The 18,657-nt window shown below is 70.3% G+C and carries 15 protein-coding genes; 10 read left to right on the forward strand and 5 right to left on the reverse strand.

The features are described 5' to 3' along the window. Positions 1 to 6 precede the first annotated feature (6 nt). Together ABT304_RS26310 and ABT304_RS26315 are read left to right on the forward strand one after the other, a co-directional pair. On the forward strand, positions 7 to 1,551 hold the full coding sequence (locus tag ABT304_RS26310; protein WP_350719732.1) for a sulfatase-like hydrolase/transferase: 1,545 nt from the start codon (positions 7 to 9) through the stop codon (positions 1,549 to 1,551). Beyond that, positions 1,548 to 1,886, forward strand: coding sequence for a DUF1707 SHOCT-like domain-containing protein (locus ABT304_RS26315; RefSeq protein WP_350719734.1), 339 nt, complete (start codon positions 1,548 to 1,550; stop codon positions 1,884 to 1,886). The genes ABT304_RS26310 and ABT304_RS26315 overlap by 4 nt, the downstream gene beginning before the upstream one ends. On the opposite strand, the gene ABT304_RS26320 is transcribed toward ABT304_RS26315, so the two are convergent. Next, positions 1,883 to 2,326 (reverse strand): hypothetical protein, encoded by a 444-nt coding sequence (locus ABT304_RS26320; protein ID WP_350719736.1) that lies wholly within the window; start codon positions 2,324 to 2,326, stop codon positions 1,883 to 1,885. The two genes, ABT304_RS26315 and ABT304_RS26320, sit on opposite strands and share 4 nt — an antisense overlap. 89 nt (positions 2,327 to 2,415) lie before the next feature. Between ABT304_RS26320 and ABT304_RS26325 the strand changes: the two genes are divergently transcribed. Genes ABT304_RS26325 through ABT304_RS26345 form a run of 5 tightly spaced genes read left to right on the forward strand, consistent with a single transcriptional unit; the run spans position 2,416 to position 10,334 of the window. Further along, positions 2,416 to 4,206 (forward strand): methylmalonyl-CoA mutase family protein, encoded by a 1,791-nt coding sequence (locus tag ABT304_RS26325; RefSeq protein WP_350719738.1) that lies wholly within the window; start codon positions 2,416 to 2,418, stop codon positions 4,204 to 4,206. After that, positions 4,203 to 6,380, forward strand: a complete 2,178-nt coding sequence (gene scpA / locus ABT304_RS26330; protein ID WP_350719740.1) for a methylmalonyl-CoA mutase — start codon at positions 4,203 to 4,205, stop codon at positions 6,378 to 6,380. The genes ABT304_RS26325 and scpA overlap by 4 nt, the downstream gene beginning before the upstream one ends. A 60-nt stretch (positions 6,381 to 6,440) precedes the next feature. Further along, entirely contained in the window at positions 6,441 to 8,126 is a 1,686-nt protein-coding gene (locus tag ABT304_RS26335; RefSeq protein ID WP_350719742.1) for a serine/threonine protein kinase, read from the forward strand. A gap of 12 nt (positions 8,127 to 8,138) precedes the next feature. After that, positions 8,139 to 9,137 carry a methylmalonyl Co-A mutase-associated GTPase MeaB gene (meaB, locus tag ABT304_RS26340; protein WP_457165465.1) on the forward strand — a complete coding sequence of 333 codons (999 nt, stop codon included), beginning with the start codon at positions 8,139 to 8,141 and terminating at the stop codon, positions 9,135 to 9,137. Positions 9,138 to 9,149: 12 nt separating this feature from the next. Then, positions 9,150 to 10,334, forward strand: coding sequence for an amidohydrolase (locus ABT304_RS26345; RefSeq protein ID WP_350719746.1), 1,185 nt, complete (start codon positions 9,150 to 9,152; stop codon positions 10,332 to 10,334). A gap of 7 nt (positions 10,335 to 10,341) precedes the next feature. On the opposite strand, the gene ABT304_RS26350 is transcribed toward ABT304_RS26345, so the two are convergent. The 4 genes from ABT304_RS26350 to ABT304_RS26365 form a co-directional block, all read right to left on the reverse strand. Next, positions 10,342 to 11,625, reverse strand: a complete 1,284-nt coding sequence (locus ABT304_RS26350; RefSeq protein ID WP_350719748.1) for an ABC transporter permease — start codon at positions 11,623 to 11,625, stop codon at positions 10,342 to 10,344. A gap of 5 nt (positions 11,626 to 11,630) precedes the next feature. After that, positions 11,631 to 12,902: an ABC transporter permease gene (locus ABT304_RS26355; protein ID WP_350719750.1), complete on the reverse strand. Its 1,272-nt coding sequence runs from the start codon at positions 12,900 to 12,902 to the stop codon at positions 11,631 to 11,633. Next, positions 12,899 to 14,413: an ABC transporter ATP-binding protein gene (locus ABT304_RS26360; RefSeq protein WP_350719752.1), complete on the reverse strand. Its 1,515-nt coding sequence runs from the start codon at positions 14,411 to 14,413 to the stop codon at positions 12,899 to 12,901. Before ABT304_RS26360 ends, ABT304_RS26355 begins: the two co-directional genes overlap by 4 nt. A 114-nt stretch (positions 14,414 to 14,527) precedes the next feature. After that, positions 14,528 to 15,616 (reverse strand): BMP family lipoprotein, encoded by a 1,089-nt coding sequence (locus ABT304_RS26365; RefSeq protein ID WP_350719754.1) that lies wholly within the window; start codon positions 15,614 to 15,616, stop codon positions 14,528 to 14,530. Positions 15,617 to 15,795: 179 nt separating this feature from the next. Here ABT304_RS26365 and ABT304_RS26370 point away from each other — a divergent pair, with 179 nt between their 5' ends. Genes ABT304_RS26370 through ABT304_RS26380 form a run of 3 tightly spaced genes read left to right on the forward strand, consistent with a single transcriptional unit; the run spans position 15,796 to position 18,650 of the window. Next, a complete protein-coding gene (locus ABT304_RS26370; protein WP_350719756.1) occupies positions 15,796 to 16,209 on the forward strand; it encodes a cytidine deaminase in 414 nt (137 codons plus the stop codon). 53 nt (positions 16,210 to 16,262) lie between these two features. Next, positions 16,263 to 17,546: a thymidine phosphorylase gene (locus ABT304_RS26375; protein WP_350719758.1), complete on the forward strand. Its 1,284-nt coding sequence runs from the start codon at positions 16,263 to 16,265 to the stop codon at positions 17,544 to 17,546. A 60-nt stretch (positions 17,547 to 17,606) separates the two neighbouring features. Then, entirely contained in the window at positions 17,607 to 18,650 is a 1,044-nt protein-coding gene (locus tag ABT304_RS26380) for a S66 family peptidase (protein ID WP_350719760.1), read from the forward strand. The last annotated feature ends 7 nt before the right edge of the window (positions 18,651 to 18,657 follow it).

Genomic DNA, 18,657 nt, shown 5'->3' on the forward strand with positions numbered 1-18,657 from the left:
TTGGTCATGCCGGTCGTCAACCTGTTCACGCGTCGCAAGCGCGCTGCTGTGGCGACGGCTGCGATGAGCGCCCTCGCGGTGACCGGCCTGGTGCACGAGCCGGCCGCCGTGGCGGCCGGCCCTACGCGTACGCCTGCTCTGGAGCGGCCCGCCGAGAGGCCGAACCTGCTGATGGTCACGGTCGACGACCTCTCCGCACTCGATATGGACTACCTGCCCCGGGTGCGGAAGCTGCTCGAGCGGACCGGCGTCTCCTTCTCCGACGGGATCGCGCCGACGCCGATCTGCGTGCCGGCGCGGGCCTCGCTGCTGACCGGGCAGTACGCCCACAACCACGGCGCTCGCACGATCGAGGGGCCGTACGGCGGGTATCAGGCCTTCGACGACTCCTCGACGGTCGCGACGTCGCTGCAGGACGCGGGCTACTCGACGGTGCTGGCGGGGAAGTACCTCAACGGCTACGGGGAGGGCGCGACCCGCGGCGACGTGCCGCCCGGCTGGGACCAGTGGCGCGCGACCGTCGACCCGTCGACGTACAACTTCCGCTCGCCGAAGTTCAACGTCAACGGCGAGATCATCAAGTCCAAGGGCTACTCCTCGACCGTCATCACCGAGCACGCGAAGGCTGGGATCGCGGCCGAGCGCGCGAGCGGGAAGCCCTGGTTCGCCTGGGTCAACTACGTGGCGCCGCACCACGGCGGGCCCTCGGGGGCCGACGATCCGAAGAAGATCTACCCGGGCACCGACGCCGCGCTGTCGGTGACCGTGCCCGACGCCCAGGACCGCGGGTTCTACGACAACGTCCAGATCCCGGCGCGGCCGAACCTCTTTCCCGAGGACACCTCCGGCTATGCGAAGGGCTCGCCCGGGCGCGGGAAGTTCAACCCGCGGAAGAAGGACGCCCTCCGGATCGCCTACCAGCGCCGTCTCGAGGCGATCCGCAGCCTGGATCGCAACATCGCCTCGCTTCTGGGTGGGCTGAGGAAGAGCGGTGAGCTGAAGCGGACGCTGGTCGTGTTCACCTCCGACAACGGCTTCTCGAACGGCTACCACAACCTCAACGGCAAGCTGTGGCACTACGACGAGTCGCTCCGGATCCCGGTGCTGATGAGCGGCCCCGGGGTGCCGCGCGGCCGGACGGTACGGACCCCGGTCACCAACCCGGATCTCGCCGCGACCCTGCTGGCGGCGGCCGGGGCCCGGCCACCTCGGGCACCGGACGGGATCGACATCATGCCGTGGCTGAGCGCGCCCGAGCAGGTACGCGCGATCCCGATCGGCGGCTGGCGGGTGACCGACGGGAGCCGGCAGCTGTGGTCCGGCGTCCGGGTCGGCTCCTGGACCTACGCCCGCCTGCACACCGGCCAGGTCGAGGTCTACGACCGCTCCTCGGACCCCTATGAGCAGCACAACCTCGCCGCGGACCCGGCCGTCGCGGAGACCGTGAAGGCGCTCGCCAGGCTGGCTTCTCGCTACGACGAGTGCGCCGCCTCGACCTGCCCGAAGGACCTGTACGCAGCCGGCCGGGCGCTCGATCTGGGGGCGCTGTGACGAGGGTCGGTGACCTGGAGCGCGAGGCCGCGCGGGCGCGGCTCGTCGAGGCGTACGCCGCGGGGAGGATCGACGCGCCCGAGCTGGAGGCGCGGGCGGAGGCGGTGTGGGGTGCCGCCCGGTCCGGCGAGCTCGCGGCGATGGTCGACGACCTGGGCGAGGAGCCCGCTCCGGCGGGTGGGGCGGGCCCTCGTCTCGTACGCGATCTGCTGGTCTTCCTGATCTGCGGCGCGATCGCCGTCCTGGTCTGGCACCTCGTCGGCAGGGGGTTCTTCTGGCCGGTATGGGTGCTCGTCTACACCGGCCTGCCGCTGCTGCGCCTGTGGCGCGACTAGGACTGCTTGGCCGACTGCCTGGCGAGGGTGTCCGCGGGGACGCGGCCCGACTCGATCTCTCGCGCCAGCTCGGTGATGCGTACGCCGCTGGCGGTCCAGCTGCCGGCGCGCTCCTCGTGGATGGGGGTGAAGGCGCGGCGCACCTCGACGGTCCAGTGACGGCCGAAGACCACCCGGGCGCCGACGGCGAAGGGGAGGATCGCGAGCAGGAGGAGGAGCTCGATGCCGGTCAGCAGCATCACCGCGACGACCACGACGAGGATCGGCAGCGCGATGACGAGCCAGAGCACCATGAGGATCGCGCTGATCGGGTCGTCGCCGGAAGGGGCGCCGAGAGGGATCTCCAATGCGTCGAGACTCAGGCGGCGTGACTTCCGCTGCCACGGGACCCAGCGTCGGGTGATCCGATAGACCTGTCCGCCCGGAGTGCGTACCTTCACGGCGGTCAACCTAACGGCGTGTCTCAGTTAGCGGTTGTAAACCTCACACTTTGTGGTCACCGCCACTTCATCGGCCTAAGGTTCGATCCATGAACGACGCCGCTCGCGACGACTCGTTGCGCCTTGCCCAGCCGGCGGATGCCCATTCCCAGGCAGAGTGGGAGGCGGCGACTGCTGCCGTCCTCCGTAAGAGCGGTCGGCTGACCGCCGACGACGCCGACTCGCTCGTCTGGGACAAGCTGACCCGCACCTCCCTCGACGGACTCCGGATCGCCCCGCTCGGCCTGCCGGGAGGGTCCTTCGCCGACGCGGCCCGTCCTTCGCGCGCCGGCGCCTGGGACATCCGCTCGCTCGTCTCCGGTCTCTCCGGCCTGGACGCCAAGGCGGCCAACGAGGCCGCGCTGGTCGACCTGGACGGCGGGGTCTCCTCACTGTGGGTGGCCGCCGACGAGACCACCGACCTGCACGTGCTGCTCGACAAGGTCCTCCTCGATCTCGCGCCCGTCGTGCTCGACGCGCCGATCGGTGCGGTCAAGGTCGCCCAGAACCTGCTCGCGCTGATCGCCGAGCGCGGCACCGGCCTGCACGCCGCGACCAACCTGGGTGCCGACCCGATGGGCGCGCTGCTGCGCGACCTGCCGCTGGCGCCCGACGAGGCGTTCGCCGAGCTGGTCGACCTCGCCCGTCTCGCCCAGGGGATCGGGGTGCGCGCGATCGTCGTCGACGCCACGGCTGCGCACGATCTCGGCGCGTCCGACGTGCAGGAGCTCGGCTGGTCGATCGCGGTCGGTGTCGCCTACCTGCGTGCGCTGACCGAAGCCGGGTTCTCGCCCGCCGTGGCGGCGAGCCTCATCGAGTTCCGGTTCGCGGCCACCGACGAGCAGTTCCCGACGATCGCCAAGCTGCGGGCCGCCCGTCAGCTGTGGGCACGCGTCCTCGAGCTCTCCGGGGCCGAGGGCGTGGAGATGCGCATCCACGCGGTGAGCTCGCGACCGATGCTGTCGAAGTACGACCCCTACGTGAACATGCTGCGCGGCACCGTCGCGGCCTTCGCCGCCGGTGTCGGCGGCGCGGACGCGGTGACCGTGCTGCCGTTCGACTCCGCCAACGGCGTGCCGGACGGGTTCGGGCGACGGATCGCCCGCAACGTGTCCCACCTGCTGATCGACGAGTCCCACGTCGCGGCCGTCGCCGACCCCGCCGGTGGCTCCTTCGCCGTCGAGCAGCTGACCGCCGACATGGCCGCGGCCGGCTGGGAGGCGTTCATCCAGATCGAGGAGGAATGGGAGCAGGGACGCGACTTCTCGCCCTTCCGCGACAGGATCGCCGCGGTCTCCGCCGAGCGGGAGAAGGCGATCGCTCGGCGTAGGCGCCCGATCACCGGGCTCACCGAGTTCCCCAACCTCGCCGAGACGCTCCCGGAGCGGCCGGTCGACCCGCTCAACGAGCGCGTCGTGCGCTACGGCGCCTCCTTCGAGGCCCTGCGCGACACTCCCGCCACCACCAAGGTCTTCCTCGCCACCCTCGGCACCGTCGCCCAGCACACCGCCCGGGCGACGTTCGCGACCAACCTCCTCGCCGCCGGTGGCATCGGCGTCGAGGTCGCGGGTGCGACCAGCGACGCCGAGGACCTCGCCGGGAAGTACCGCGCAATCTCTCGGGGGCATACCGGCGCGCCGCCGGTCGTCTGCCTGGCCGGCTCGGACAAGGCGTACGCCGAGTGGGGTGCGGCCGCGATCGCAGCCCTCCGCGAGGCCGGTGCCACACACGTGATCATCGCCGGGAAGCCCGACGCCGTCGACGCCGAGGTGGACGACGCCGCCTCGATGGGCGTCGACGCGCTCGCCTTCCTGACCGCTACGAGGGAGAAGCTCGCATGACCATCCCCAGCTCCTTCAAGGGCCTCCCGCTGAAGGGCGAGACCCCGCCGTACCCCGCCGACGCTCCCTCGGGTGAGGGCTGGCTGAGCCCTGAGGGCATCGAGATCCAGCCGGCGTACGGGCCCGCGGATCTCGAGGGTCTCGACGCGCTCGACACCTTCCCGGGGCTGAGCCCGTTCCTGCGCGGGCCCTACCCGACGATGTACACGACCCAGCCGTGGACGATCCGGCAGTACGCCGGGTTCTCGACCGCGGAGGAGTCGAACGCGTTCTACCGCCGCAACCTGGCGGCCGGCCAGAAGGGCCTCTCCGTCGCCTTCGACCTGGCCACCCACCGTGGCTACGACTCCGACCACCCGCGCGTACGCGGCGACGTCGGCATGGCGGGCGTCGCGATCGACTCCATCTACGACACCAGGACGCTGTTCGACGGCATCCCGCTGGACCAGATGTCGGTCTCGATGACCATGAACGGCGCGGTGCTGCCGGTGCTGGCGCTCTACATCGTGGCCGCTGAGGAGCAGGGTGTCCCTCCCGAGAAGCTGGCCGGGACCATCCAGAACGACATCCTCAAGGAGTTCATGGTCCGCAACACCTACATCTACCCGCCGGCGGCGTCGATGCGGATCATCGGCGACATCTTCTCCTACACCGCCGCGAAGATGCCCCGGTTCAACTCGATCTCGATCTCCGGCTACCACATGCAGGAGGCCGGGGCGACGGCCGATCTCGAGCTCGCCTACACGCTGGCCGACGGCGTCGAATACCTGCGGACCGGTCTGGCCGCGGGCCTCGACGTCGACGCGTTCGCGCCGCGGCTCAGCTTCTTCTGGGCGATCGGGATGAACTTCTTCATGGAGGTCGCCAAGATGCGCGCGGCCCGCGCGCTGTGGTCGCGTCTGGTCTCGCAGTTCGACCCGTCCAACCCCAAGTCGCTCTCGCTGCGGACCCACTCGCAGACCTCCGGCTGGTCGCTGACCGCCCAGGACGTCTTCAACAACGTCGGCCGCACCGCGATCGAGGCGATGGCCGCGACCCAGGGCCACACCCAGTCGCTGCACACGAACGCGCTGGACGAGGCGATCGCGCTGCCGACCGACTTCTCGGCCCGCATCGCCCGCAACACCCAGCTGCTGCTGCAGCAGGAGAGCGGCACGACCGAGATCATCGACCCGTGGGGCGGCTCCTACTACGTCGAGAAGCTCACCCACGACCTCGCCGAGCGCGCCTGGGCACACATCCAGGAGGCCGAGGCGGCCGGCGGCATGGCCAAGGCGATCGAGCAGGGCATCCCGAAGATGCGCATCGAGGAGGCGGCCGCCCGAACCCAGGCGCGCCTCGACTCCGGTGCCCAGAAGCTGATCGGCGTCAACACCTTCCGGCTCCCCTCCGAGGACCCGCTCGACGTGCTCAAGGTCGACAACGACCAGGTCTACAAGCAGCAGCTCGCCAAGCTCGAGCGGCTGCGCGCGGAGCGTAACGACGAGGACGTACGCCGGGCCCTGGAGGCGATCACCAACGCGGCCGGCTCGACGAGCAAGCCCAGCGGCACCGGCAACCTGGACGGCAACCTGCTCAAGCTGGCCGTCGACGCGGCCCGGGCGAAGGCGACCGTCGGCGAGATCTCCGACGCGATGGAGAAGGCCTGGGGACGGCACCAGGCCGTCATCCGTACCATCTCCGGTGTGTATCGGGACGAGGCGACGACGTCGGGTGACTCGAAGGTCACCCAGGTGCTGGAGGCGACCAAGGAGTTCGAGGAGGCCGAGGGTCGCCGCCCGCGGATCCTGGTCGCGAAGATGGGCCAGGACGGCCACGACCGTGGCCAGAAGGTCGTGGTCTCGGCCTTCGCCGACCTCGGCTTCGACGTCGACGTAGGCCCGCTGTTCTCCACCCCCGAGGAGGTCGCGCAGCAGGCGGTCGACGCCGACGTACACATCGTCGGGGTCTCGTCGCTGGCTGCCGGTCACCTCGCACTGCTCCCCGCGCTGAAGGCGGCGCTGGAGGAGCAGGGGCGCCCGGACATCATGATCGTCATCGGCGGGGTCATCCCGCCCGACGACGTGGCCACGCTCGAGCAGATGGGCGCCGCCGCGGTCTTCCTGCCCGGCACCGTCATCGCCGACTCCGCCATCGACCTGCTCGGTCGTCTGCGGGAGCAGCTCGATCACTGACCAGCGGTAGCTCCGAGTATGTCCTCGCCGGGGGCGTCGGGCTCGTCTAGCCTCAGAGCTGTGACGGACCTACGCCCCGGGCGGGCATCCGGGGACGGGCTGATGAGGGTCGGCGCCTACGAGATCCTCAGCAAGCTCGGTGAGGGCGGCATGGGTGTCGTCCACCTGGCCCGCCACGAGGAGACCGGCGAGCGGGTGGCGCTGAAGGTGCTGCGTACCCATGTCGTGGGGGACGAGGAGACCCGCGCCCGGCTCGAGCGCGAGGTGCGGTCGCTGCGGCAGGTGCGCAGCCCGTGGATCGCCGAGATCGTCGACGCCGACCCCTACGCGGACCTTCCCTACGTCGCGACCCGCTACGTGCCGGGGCCGACGCTCCACGACCGGATCAAGGACGACGGACCCGTCGTCGGCGAGGACCGGTTCTGGCTGGCGCGCTGCCTGGCCGGCGGCGTCGCCGCCTGCCACGACGCCGGCGTGCTGCACCGTGACGTGAAGCCCTCCAACGTGGTGATGGAGGGGCGTACGCCGGTGCTCATCGACTTCGGGCTCGCCCGGGTCGCCGACGATCCCAAGATCACCCTCACCGGATGGCTGGTCGGCACCCCGGGATACCTGGCGCCGGAGATCCTGGAGGGGACGCCCTCCTCGCCGGCCAGCGACGTGCACTCCTGGGCGGCCACCACGGCCTATGCGCTGCTGGGCCGGCCGCCGTTCGGGACCGGTCCGTCGATGGCCGTCCTGGATCGCGTGCGCCGCGGCCAGCACGACCTCGACGGCATCGAGGGGTCGATGCGGGACGTCCTGACCGCGGCGCTGGCGACGGATCCCGCGGACCGGCCGGGCCTGGAGGAGCTGCGGGAGTGGTTGATGGAGCCCGAGGTGCCGTGGTCGGGGGCCGAAGCGGTCACCAAGGTGCTGCCGGTGACGATGCCGCTGGCCGCCGCACCGGCGGACGCCGGGCTGAAGCCGACGCTGGTGGACCCGGACGCGGCCGGCGATGCCGTGACGGAGGTGGAGGAGGTGCCGCCGACCGCGGTGACCGTGGCCGACGCGCCGGCCGAGCCCGTGGTGGTGCGCCGGTTCGACCCGCAGGCTCCGCCACCGGCTCCCTCGCCCGAGCCTGGCTGGAGCCCACCCAGCAAGCACGCCAACCTCAAGCGCTGGCCGGGGCCGATGCACTTCCTGATCCTGGTCGCGCTCGCCGCCATCCTCGCCGGGGTCGTGGCTGCGTACCCGTTCCTGGGCGCCACCCTGCTCGGCCTCGGAGTCTGGCTGCTGCGGGCGGTCTCGCTGGCTGCCGACCATCTCTCGAAGCGTCGCGAGGCGCGCGGCCGGAAGTGGTACGACGGTCTATGGGCGCTCGTCCGCTCACCGTGGGACCTGGTGCGCGCCGTCCCCGGCACGGTGGCGTTGACCGCGCTGACGGGCGTGATCGCGGCCGCCGTGGCCGTCGGCTGCCTCGCCCTCGGCCTGCCGCTGACCGCGGTGCTCTACGTCGCCGCGATGGTCTTCATGTCCGCGGCCTGGCTCGCCTCGCAACGGGTCCGTGACACCGTCGGACCGGTCGCCCGCGCAGCGTCCTCGCCGTCACAGCGCTGGGTCGTCGCCGTCGTCGGCCTGGCGATCATCGCCGCCGCCGCAGCCTGGTACGCGGTGCAGATGGGTGTCTCGTGGGTGCCGCTGGACGACGTACGTTCGGGTCAGCTGCCGGGCGTCGTGCGCGACGTCCTACGGCGCGCTCGCTGACCGGGTTCGCGATTGGCTAAGGTGCTGGCCATGCCAGGGCCCGACGTACAAGACCTTCTCGACGGCATCAGCGACGGCAAGCGGGCGGCGGTGTCACGAGCGATCACCTTGGTGGAGTCGACCAAGCCCCAGCACCGCGACATCGCGCGCGAGCTGCTCACCAAGCTCCCCGCGGGGGACACCGTGCGCGTCGGGATCTCCGGCGTTCCCGGGGTCGGCAAGTCGACCTTCATCGAGGCGCTCGGCAGCCGGCTGACCGCCAACGGCCTCAAGGTGGGAGTGCTGGCCGTCGACCCGTCGTCGGTACGCACCGGCGGCTCCGTCCTGGGCGACAAGACGCGCATGCAGCGGCTCTCCGTGGACCCCAACGCCTTCATCCGGCCGTCCCCGTCGGCCGGGACGCTCGGCGGGGTCGCCCGGGCGACCGTGCAGGCGATGGCGGTGCTCGAGGCGGCCGGCTACGACGTGGTGCTGGTCGAGACCGTCGGCGTCGGGCAGTCCGAGGTGACCGTGGCGGGGATGGTGGACACGTTCCTGTTCCTCACCATCGCGCGCACCGGTGACCAGCTGCAGGGCATCAAGAAGGGCATCCTGGAGATCTCCGACGTGATCGCGGTCAACAAGGCCGACCCCGACGACCCCCACCGCGCCCAGGAGGCCCGGGCGGCCGCCCGCGAGCTCGCCGGCGCGCTCCGGCTGGTGCGCTCCCGCGAGGAGTGGGCGCCACCGGTGGTCACCGCCTCGGCGCTCCACGACGACGGGGTCGACTCGGTCTGGGAGCAGGTGATGGCTCACCGCGCCCACCTCGGCGAGGACGGGCTGCGCACCAAGCGCGCCGAGCAGCAGCTCGACTTCACCTGGGCGCTCGTCCGCGACGAGCTCGACCAGCGGCTCAAGCACTCCGCGGGCGTCAAGGCGATCCGCGACGAGGTGCGCGCCGAGGTGCTCTCGGGCGAGCTGCCGGCGACCGTCGCCGCGGACAGGATCCTCGCCGCCTACGACAAGGATTAGTCTGACAGGACCATGCTGGAGCCTGCTGCCTTCCTCGCCGAGCGAGTCGATGCCTACGATGCCGAGCTGATCGACCTGCGCCGGGACATCCACGCGCACCCGGAGCTCTCCTGGCAAGAGCATCGCACCACCGAGCTTGTCGCCGAACGACTGGAGAAGGCGGGCTGGCAGGTCGACCGGCCGTCCGCGACGGGTCTGATCGCCGACCTGGGCGGCGGGGGCAAGGAGTCGAGGATCGTCGCGCTGCGCGGCGACATGGACGCGCTGCCCGTCGACGACGTCACCACCGACATCTGGACGAGCACCGTTCCCGGGGTCGCGCACGCCTGCGGCCACGACGTCCACACCACGGCCCTGCTCGGCGCCGGCCTCGCGCTGGCCGACCTGCACCGCGAGTCACCGCTGCCCGGTGGCGTACGCCTGCTGTTCCAGCCCGCCGAGGAGGTCATGCCGGGCGGGGCGCTGCACCTGATGAGCCTGGGCGCGCTCGACGACGTGGAGCGGATCTTCGCGCTGCACTGCGACCCGACCGTGGACGTCGGCCGCGTCGGGATCCGCTCCGGCGCGCTGACCAGCGCGGCCGACATGATCGACGTACACCTCAGCGGCACCGGCGGTCACACCTCGCGCCCGCACCTGACCGGCGACCTGGTCTTCGCGCTCGCCAAGGTGACCACCGAGCTGCCGGTCATCCTGAGCCGGCGGATGGACCCCCGGGCCGGCGTGAGCGTGGTCTGGGGCAAGGTCACCGCCGGCCAGATCCACAACGTGATCCCCGCCCACGGCTCGGTCGGAGGAACCGTACGGATCCTCGACAGCGACGCGTGGAGCGAGGTCGAGCACGTCGTGCGCGAGGTCGTCGCCGAGATCATCGCCCCCTACGGCGTGACCGCCGCCGTCGACTACACCCGCGGTGTCCCTCCGGTGAGCAACGACGAGGAGTCCCACCAGATCCTCGTGGAGAGCGTCCGCGAGGTTCTGGGGGAGCGGGGTGCCGTCGTCTCCGCGCAGAGCCTCGGTGGCGAGGACTTCGGCTGGTACCAGGAGCAGGTCGCCGGCTCGATGTTCCGGCTCGGCGTACGCACCCCCGGCGGCCCCACCTACGACCTCCACCAGGGCGACCTGCGCATCGACGAACGCGCAGTGGGCGTCGGCGCCAAGGTTCTGGCCGCCGCCGCCCACCGCGCGCTGGTCTAGCTCGGGGCTAGCCCTTTCGGTACGGGATGCCGTCGGCGGCGGGGGCGCGTGAGTGCCCGACGAGACCGGCGACGGCGAAGATCGTCACCACGTACGGCAGCATCAGCATGAACTGCGACGGCACCGGAGAGCCGATCACCGAGAGCACGGACTCGACGTTGGAGGCGAAGCCGAAGAGCAGCGCCGCCAGCGTCGCCTTGATCGGATCCCACTTGCCGAAGATCACCGCCGCCAGCGCGATGTAGCCCGCGCCGCCGGTCATCTCGCGTCCGAAGGACGGCACCGAGACGAGCGTGTACGTCGCCCCGCCGATGCCCGCGATCGCGCCGGCCAGCACGATGGTGCGGTAGCGGGTCGCGATCACGTTGATGCCGACGGTGTCGGCCGCCTTCGGGTGCTCGCCGACCGCGCGCACGCGCAGGCCCCACTTGGACCGGTAGAGGGCCCATGCGACGAGGAAGACGGCGGCGTACATGATGTAGACCAGCACCGTCTGGCGGAAGAAGATCGGGCCGACCACCGGGATGCCGGACAGCAGCGGGATCTCCAAGCGCGGGAAGTGCGGCGGGTTGTTCAGTGCCCCGGCGTTCTCCGAGAGGACCTGGGAGAACATGAAGCTGGTGAAGCCGATCACGAGCACGTTGAGGACGACACCGACGATGACCTGCTCGACCCAGTAGGTGATCGCGAACAGGCCCAGGAGCAGCGCGACCAGCATCCCCGCGACCATCGCCGACACCAGGCCGGCCCACGGGCTGCCGGTGAGGGAGGCGACGATCGCGGCGCCGAAGGCGCCGAAGAGCAGCTGGCCGTCGATGGCGATGTTGACGACGCCCGCCCGCTCACCGAGTACGCCGCCGAGCGCACCGAACACCAGCGGCACCGCCAGCGCCAGGGCGCCGGCGAGCAGACCGACCACGGGCAGCGTCTTGCCCGCGACCGCCCAGGCCAGGAACCCGGACACGGCGATCACGGCGAACGCCGCGACCAGCACCAGGGGAGTCTTGCGGCCGGCGCGAGCGTTCCAGGCGGCGTACGCCGTGCACAGCAGGCACAGCACCACGGCCGTCCAGACGATGGCGTTGGCCGGCAGCGTGATGTCGGGGATGGCGAACCAGTCACCGTCACGGCTCCACCTGAAGGTGGAGTCGCCGGTGCGCGGAGCCAGGATGACGAGCAGCGCCACCAGCACGGTGAACACCGCCATGACGATGGGCGTCTTCCACAGGCCCGGGATGCGCTCGGCGACGACTGGTTCGTCGGAGTTGACCGGAAGATCGACAACAGACACGGTCCTCAGGCCTCCTTCGTGGGGAGTCGGAAGATCGCCTTCACCAGAGGTGGCGCGGCGAGGAACAGCACGATCAGGGACTGGATGACCAGCACGATGTCGACCGGGATGCCTTCGGAGGCCTGCATGAAGAAGCCGCCGGACTTGAACGCGCCGAACAGGATCCCGGCGGCCAGGATGCCGAACGGACGCGACCGTCCCAGCAGCGCGACGGTGATCGCGTCGAAGCCGATCCCGGCGTCGAGACCGCTGGTCGCGCCGTCGGTCACCGAGCCGAGCACCTGGTTGACACCGGCCAGGCCGACCAGCGCGCCGGAGATCAGGAACGCGCTCAGGTAGGCGACCCCGACGTTGATGCCGGCAGCCTTCGCGGCCGAGGGGTTCTCGCCGACCGCCCGGAACCGGTAGCCGAGGGAGGAGCGGTTGAGGATCCACCAGACCAGGAACGTCGCCAGCACCGCGAGCAGGAACCCGGCGTGCAGGTTGAACTGCGGCCCGAGCAGGTCGGGCAGGATCGCCGACTCCGGCATCGGCGAGGACTTCGGGTTGCCCGACCCGGGCGCCTGGAGCAGCGACTTGCGGGTCAGGGCGTAGAAGACCAGGTAGTAGCCGATGTAGTTGAGCATGATCGTCACGATCACCTCGTGGGCGCCGGTGAGCGCCTTGAGGAGGCCGGCGATCCCGCCCCACAGGGCGGCGGCCAGCGCTCCGACGAGGATGGCCAGCGGCAGGTGCACGATCATCGGCAGGTCGAGCCTGACCGCCACGAACGCGGCCGCGGCGCCACCGAGCAGCATCTGCCCGCGACCGCCGATGTTGAAGAGCCCGGCGCGGAAGGTCAGGCCGATGCCGAGCCCGGCCAGCGTCAGCGGCGCGGCGAACTTCATCGTCTCGGTGATCGGCTTGATCTGCTGGGCGAACGTGCCGCCCAGATCGTTGTAGACCGAGCCCCGCCACAGCGAGACGTACGCCCCAGAGATGGCCTCCCACGCGTAGAAGAACGTGTCGGAGGGGCGGGCGAAGAAGTAGGAGAGCCCGTAGCGGACGTCCTCGTCGGTGAAGAGGATCATCAGCGACCCGAAGAACATCGCGAGCACCACCGAGAGCACCGCGACCAGCGCGTTGCCCGTGGTGATCTCGCGCATCGCCACGTGCCAACGGCTCGCCTCGGGCACCCGGTCGGTGTCGGCGGACGCCTTCACCGGCTCAGCCGGCTCAGTCGGCTCGGTGGGCTCTGTCGTCTCGGCCGGCTGGTTCTCCGGCCCCTTCTCGCTCACGAATCGCTCCCTTCAGGAGACTCGCCGGCCATCATCAGGCCGAGGGTGTCGCGGGAGGTGTCGGCGGGCACGATGCCCACGACCCGCCCGCGGTAGAGGACCATGATCCGGTCGGCGAGGGCGGCGATCTCGTCGAGCTCGGTGGAGACCACGAGCACCGGTACACCGGAGTCGCGCGCGGCCACGATCTGCTGGTGGATGAACTCGATCGACCCGACATCGACGCCGCGCGTCGGCTGTGCCGCGACGAGAAGTCGCAGGTCACGGGAGAGTTCACGGGCGACGACGACCTTCTGCTGGTTGCCGCCCGACAGCTGCCCGGCCAGGGTCGAGACCCCGGGGGCGCGTACGTCGTACTCGGCCAGCTTCTCCTTGGCGAAGGTGTCGAGCTTCTTCAGGTTCAGCGAGCCGCGCGAGACGAAGGGCTCGTCGTAACTGCGGTTGAGCATGAGGTTCTCGGCGATGGTGAAGTTGCTGACGAGACCGTCGACCTGGCGGTCCTCGGGGATGAACCCGATCCCGGCCTCGAGCGCCTTGCGCACCGAGCGGCCCACGATCTCGCGGCCGTCGAGCATGATCGAGCCCTCGACGTGCGGAGCCAGGCCCACCATGGCCTCGGTGAGCTCGGTCTGGCCGTTGCCCTGGACCCCGGCGACGGCGAGGATCTCACCGGCGTCGATGTGGAAGCTGATCGAGTCGACGTGGACACGGCCGTCCTCGTCGGCCACGGTGAGGTCGGAGACGACGAGCGCGCGCTCGCCCGGCTGCGCCGGGTCCTTGTGCACCTTGAGCTCGACCGGTCGCCCGACCATCAGGGCCGCGAGCTCGGCGTTGGAGGCCTCCGGGGAGGCCTCGCCGACCACGGCGCCGCGGCGGATGACCGTGATCCGGTCGGCCACCTCGCGCACCTCGCGCAGCTTGTGGGTGATGAACACGATGCCCGTGCCCGACTCCTTGAGCTGGCGCATGATCGCCATCAGCTCGTCGGTCTCCTGCGGCGTCAGCACAGCGGTCGGCTCGTCGAAGACGAGCACCTCGGCGTCACGCGAGAGAGCCTTGATGATCTCGACCCGCTGCTGCACACCGACGGGGAGATCCTCGACAAGCGCGTCGGGGTCCACCTGGAAGCCGAAGCGCTCGGAGATCTCCCGGACGCGCTTGCGGGCGGCGTCGAGGTCGAGACTGCCGGCGAACCCGGTGGCCTCGTGGCCGAGCATGACGTTCTCGGCGACGGTGAAGACGGGGATGAGCATGAAGTGCTGGTGCACCATGCCGATGCCGGCGGCCATCGCATCGCCGGGACCCTTGAAGCGCTGCGGCACGTCGTCGATGACGATCTCGCCCTCGTCGGCCTGGTAGAGGCCGTAGAGGACGTTCATCAGCGTGGACTTGCCCGCGCCGTTCTCACCGAGCAGGCAGTGGATCTCACCCGGCTCGACGGTCAGGGAGATGTGGTCGTTGGCGACCAGGGAGCCGAAGCGCTTGGTGATGTCGCGAAGCGCGAGTCTCATGGCACGGATCATTCCTTGCAGGGGTGGAGAAATTCCGGAAGTACGTGGTGAGGGGGCCGGGTGTGTCCGGCCCCCTCGTCGTGGTGGTCGCGACGAGCGGGACCACCACCTAGGTCACTTCGCCAGATAGGAGTTGACCTTGATCGAGCCGTCCTTGATGCCCGCGGTGACTTCCTCGATCTCGTCGGGGAGGGTCTCGGAGACCTTGGACTCGAAGTTGTGGAACGGCGCCAGGCCGACCCCGTCGTTCTCGAGCGTGCCGACGTACGGAGTCGCGTCGAACTCGTCCTCACCCGCGGCGAGGATGACATCCGTGGTGGAGGTCTTCATGTTCTTCAGGATGGAGGTGAGCACGACGTCCTGGGTGTTCGGGTCGGTCTCGTAGAAGTCGGCGTCGACACCGATCAGGGCGACATCCTTGCCGGAGTCGTCGATCGCGGTGAGCGCACCCTGGTAGATCGGGCCGCCGACCGGCAGGATCACGTCGGCGTTCTGGTCGATGATCTGGCGGGCGGTGTTGGTGGCCTTCTCGTTGGCGACGAACTCACCGGTGAAGGAGCCCTTCTCGCCACCCTCGTAGCCGACGACCTTGACGTCCTTGTTCTTGGTCTTGGCGTAGTACTCGACGCCCTGCTTGAACCCGTCCATGAAGATCGTCACGGTCGGGAACGGCTGGCCGCCGTAGGTGCCGACGACGCCGGTCTTGGTGTAGTCGGCGGCGACGTAGCCGGCCAGGAACGCGGCCTGGGCGGTGTCGTAGAGGATCGGCTTGATGTTCTCCGCGTCGGTCTTGCCGTCGAAGTCGGCGTCGGCCGCGTCGTCGATCAGGACGTACTCGGTCTCGGGGTTGGCCTTGGCGGACTCGATGGTCGCGGCCGAGAGGGCGAAGCCGACGGTCACGATGGTGTCGCAGCCCTGCCCGACCAGGCTCTCCAGGTTGGAGGTGTAGTCGTTGGGGCTGTTGGACTCGACGTCCTTGAACTTCGCACCGAGCTCGTCGGCGGCTTCCTTCACACCCTCGTAGCTGAGCTGGTTGAACGACTTGTCGTCGAACCCGCCCTCGTCGGAGACGATGCAGGGAAGGTAGTCGCTGTTCCCCTCCCCAGCGCGCTCGGCCGGCGCCTCTCCACACGCGGCGAGCGCGGCAGCGGTCAGGACCGCGGCGAAGCCGCCGGCGGCGGCCTTCTTGATGTTGTTCTTCACTGGTGCCTCCAGGTCGTTGCTCCGCGAAGCGCGGCGCAAAGGACATTCATGTCCGAACGTTCTCCCCAAAGACCGAGCATTGCCAGGGATTACGCGAACGGTTACCAACTTTTGATCTCGACGAAGCCTAAGCCTCGTACCTTGTGCTTGGTTGTCCGGACAGGCTTTAAGGTCGAACCATGACCGAGAAGCAGACGTACGCCGCAGAGGGCTTTGACTGGGAAGGCCTGCGTGCACAGGCGGTTGAAGCCGCAAAACATGCGTACGCGCCCTACTCCAACTACCCCGTCGGAGTGGCCGGATACGCAGACGACGGACGCCTCCTCCACGGGTGCAACGTGGAGAACGCCGCCTACGGCGTGACCCTGTGTGCCGAGTGCGGGCTCGTCTCCTCGCTGCACATGACCGGCGGCGGCCGCCTCACCCACGTCGTCTGCGTCGACGGCTCCGGCGAGGTCATCATGCCCTGCGGCCGCTGCCGTCAGCTGCTCTGGGAGAACGGCGGCCCGGAGCTGCTGCTGATGACCGTCTCGGGCGTGCGGCCGATGTCCGAGGTCCTTCCGGACGCCTTCGGTCCGGAGAATCTCGGGTAGGCCTCGTTCCGGCCGGTAGCGGACCTGCGGCGATCGCGCCTTACGCTGTCCGCATGGCGGAACATGATGCGGTCGAGGTGATCCTCGCCAAGCGCGACGGTGGCGAGCTGAGCGACTCCCAGATCGACTGGATGATCGCGGCGTACACCCGTGGGGTGGTGGCCGAGGAGCAGATGTCGGCGCTCAACATGGCGATCCTGCTCAACGGGATGTCGCGGCGTGAGATCGCGAGGTGGACGGCGGCGATGATCGCCTCGGGAGAGCGGATGTCGTTCTCCTCCCTCGACAGGCCGACCGCCGACAAGCACTCCACCGGAGGCGTGGGCGACAAGATCACGCTGCCGCTGGCGCCGCTCGTCGCCGCGTGCGGGGTGGCGGTGCCGCAGCTGTCCGGGCGCGGGCTCGGCCACACCGGCGGCACGCTCGACAAGCTCGAGTCGATCCCCGGGTGGCGTGCGTCGCTCTCCAACGAGGAGATGCTGGCCCAGCTCGGGTCGGTCGGTGCGGTGATCTGCGCGGCCGGTGAGGGGCTGGCTCCGGCCGACCGCAAGCTGTACGCGCTGCGCGACGTCACCGGCACCGTCGAGTCGATTCCGTTGATCGCCTCCTCGATCATGTCCAAGAAGATCGCCGAGGGCACTGGGGCGCTGGTCCTCGACGTCAAGGTCGGTGCCGGGGCGTTCATGAAGACGCTCGCCTCCGCGCAGGAGCTGGCGCGCACCATGGTCGACCTCGGCACCGACGCGGGCGTCAACACGGTCGCGCTCGTGACCGACATGGCCACCCCGCTCGGCCTGACCGCCGGCAACGCCATCGAGGTCACCGAGTCCGTCGAGGTCCTGGCCGGCGGTGGACCCGCCGACGTCGTCGAGCTCACCGTCGCGCTGGCCCGGGAGATGCTGGCCGCTGCCGGTGTGTCCGGCCCGGACCCCGCCGACGTACTCGCCTCCGGCAAGGCCATGGACGCCTGGCGCGCGATGATCTCGGCCCAGGGCGGCGATCCGTCGGCGCCGTTGCCGGTCGCCCGCGAGACCCACGTGGTCACCGCGCCGGCGTCCGGTGTCCTCACCCGGCTCGACGCGATGGCCGTCGGGCTCGCCGCCTGGCGCCTCGGCGCCGGGCGGGAGCGGAAGGAGGACGCCGTCCAGGCCGGGGCCGGGGTCACCTGGCACGCTCGCCCGGGCGACTCCGTCGCTGCCGGTGCGCCGCTGTTCACCCTCCACACCGACACGCCTGAGCGCTTCGAACGTGCGTTGGCCGCGCTGGAGGGTGGCTACGAGATCGAGGATGGGGCTGCGTACGAGGCGACCCCGCTGATCCTCGACCGGATCGGCTGACTCGACCAGCGCGGCGATAACCGTTCGCTTCACCGGTCGGCGTACCGCCAGACTTCATCCATGGAGATCGTCAAGCCACCCAAGGCCGTCGCGGGCGACAAGGTCGCCGTGCTGTCACCCTCGTTCGCGGCACCCGGGGTGGCTCCGGCGATCCACGAGCAGGCGCTGAGGCGGCTGACTGAGGTGACCGGGCTGGTGCCGGTGGAGTATCCGACGACGAGGAAGGTCGGTGCGACGCCGCAGCAGCGGGCGGCCGACCTGAACGCCGCGTTCGGCGATCCGGAGATCCGGGCGGTGCTGGCAACCATCGGGGGCGAGGACCAGATCACCGTGATCCCGCACCTCGACGCCGAGCTGGTGCGGGCCGACCCCAAGCCGTTCCTCGGCTACAGCGACAACACCAACCTGCTCAACTGGCTGTGGACCAACGGCGTGGCCGCATTTCACGGTGGGTCGACCCAGGTCCACCTCGGTCCGGGACCGGGAGTCGATCCGATCCACGAGGCTTCGCTCAAGGCCGCGCTCCTCACGGGCGAGACCCTCGAGATCACCGAGCCAGGCGAGTCCGAGGACATCGGCCGCGACTGGAACGACCCACGCGCGCTGACCGAGTACGGCGAGCGGGAGGCGACCGAGCCCTGGACGTGGACGGGGCCCGAACGGAAGGTCACCGGCCGCACCTGGGGAGGCTGCATCGAGATCCTCCAGTGGGCGTTGACCGCCGGACGCTTCCCGGCCGACCCGGGGGTGCTGGCGGGCGGCGTACTCCTCCTGGAGACCTCCGAGGAGCTCATCCCGGCGCAGGAGTTCGGCTGGATCGCGCGCTCGCTGGGAGAGCGCGGGCTGCTCGAGGCGATCGACGCGGTGGTCGTCGCCCGCCCACCGACCTCCGACTTCGAGCGGCGGCCCAGCGCCGAGGAGCGTGCCGCGAAGCGCGCCGAGCAGCGCGACGCGGCGATCGAGACCGTCGCCCGCTACAACCCCGACGCGGTGGTCGTCGTCGGCCCGCCGTTCGGGCACACCCGGCCGCAGTGGATCGTGCCCTACGGCGGCGAGATGACCGTCGACGGCACGACCCAGCGTCTGTGGGCCGACTACTCCTGAGCGGGGC

Origin of the sequence: Nocardioides sp. NPDC000445 (assembly GCF_040300245.1) — a bacterium.
Classification (GTDB): Bacteria; Actinomycetota; Actinomycetes; order Propionibacteriales; family Nocardioidaceae; genus Nocardioides.

What these genes read in the sequence shown, in the direction of transcription:
- ABT304_RS26310 (WP_350719732.1), top strand. Translation starts at nt 7, where the DNA reads ATGCCGGTCGTCAACCTGTTCACGCGTCGCAAGCGCGCTGCTGTGGCG.
- ABT304_RS26325 (WP_350719738.1), top strand. Translation starts at nt 2,416, where the DNA reads ATGAACGACGCCGCTCGCGACGACTCGTTGCGCCTTGCCCAGCCGGCG.
- scpA (WP_350719740.1), top strand. Translation starts at nt 4,203, where the DNA reads ATGACCATCCCCAGCTCCTTCAAGGGCCTCCCGCTGAAGGGCGAGACC.
- ABT304_RS26345 (WP_350719746.1), top strand. Translation starts at nt 9,150, where the DNA reads ATGCTGGAGCCTGCTGCCTTCCTCGCCGAGCGAGTCGATGCCTACGAT.
- ABT304_RS26360 (WP_350719752.1), bottom strand. Translation starts at nt 14,413, where the DNA reads ATGAGACTCGCGCTTCGCGACATCACCAAGCGCTTCGGCTCCCTGGTC.
- ABT304_RS26370 (WP_350719756.1), top strand. Translation starts at nt 15,796, where the DNA reads ATGACCGAGAAGCAGACGTACGCCGCAGAGGGCTTTGACTGGGAAGGC.
- ABT304_RS26375 (WP_350719758.1), top strand. Translation starts at nt 16,263, where the DNA reads ATGGCGGAACATGATGCGGTCGAGGTGATCCTCGCCAAGCGCGACGGT.
- ABT304_RS26380 (WP_350719760.1), top strand. Translation starts at nt 17,607, where the DNA reads ATGGAGATCGTCAAGCCACCCAAGGCCGTCGCGGGCGACAAGGTCGCC.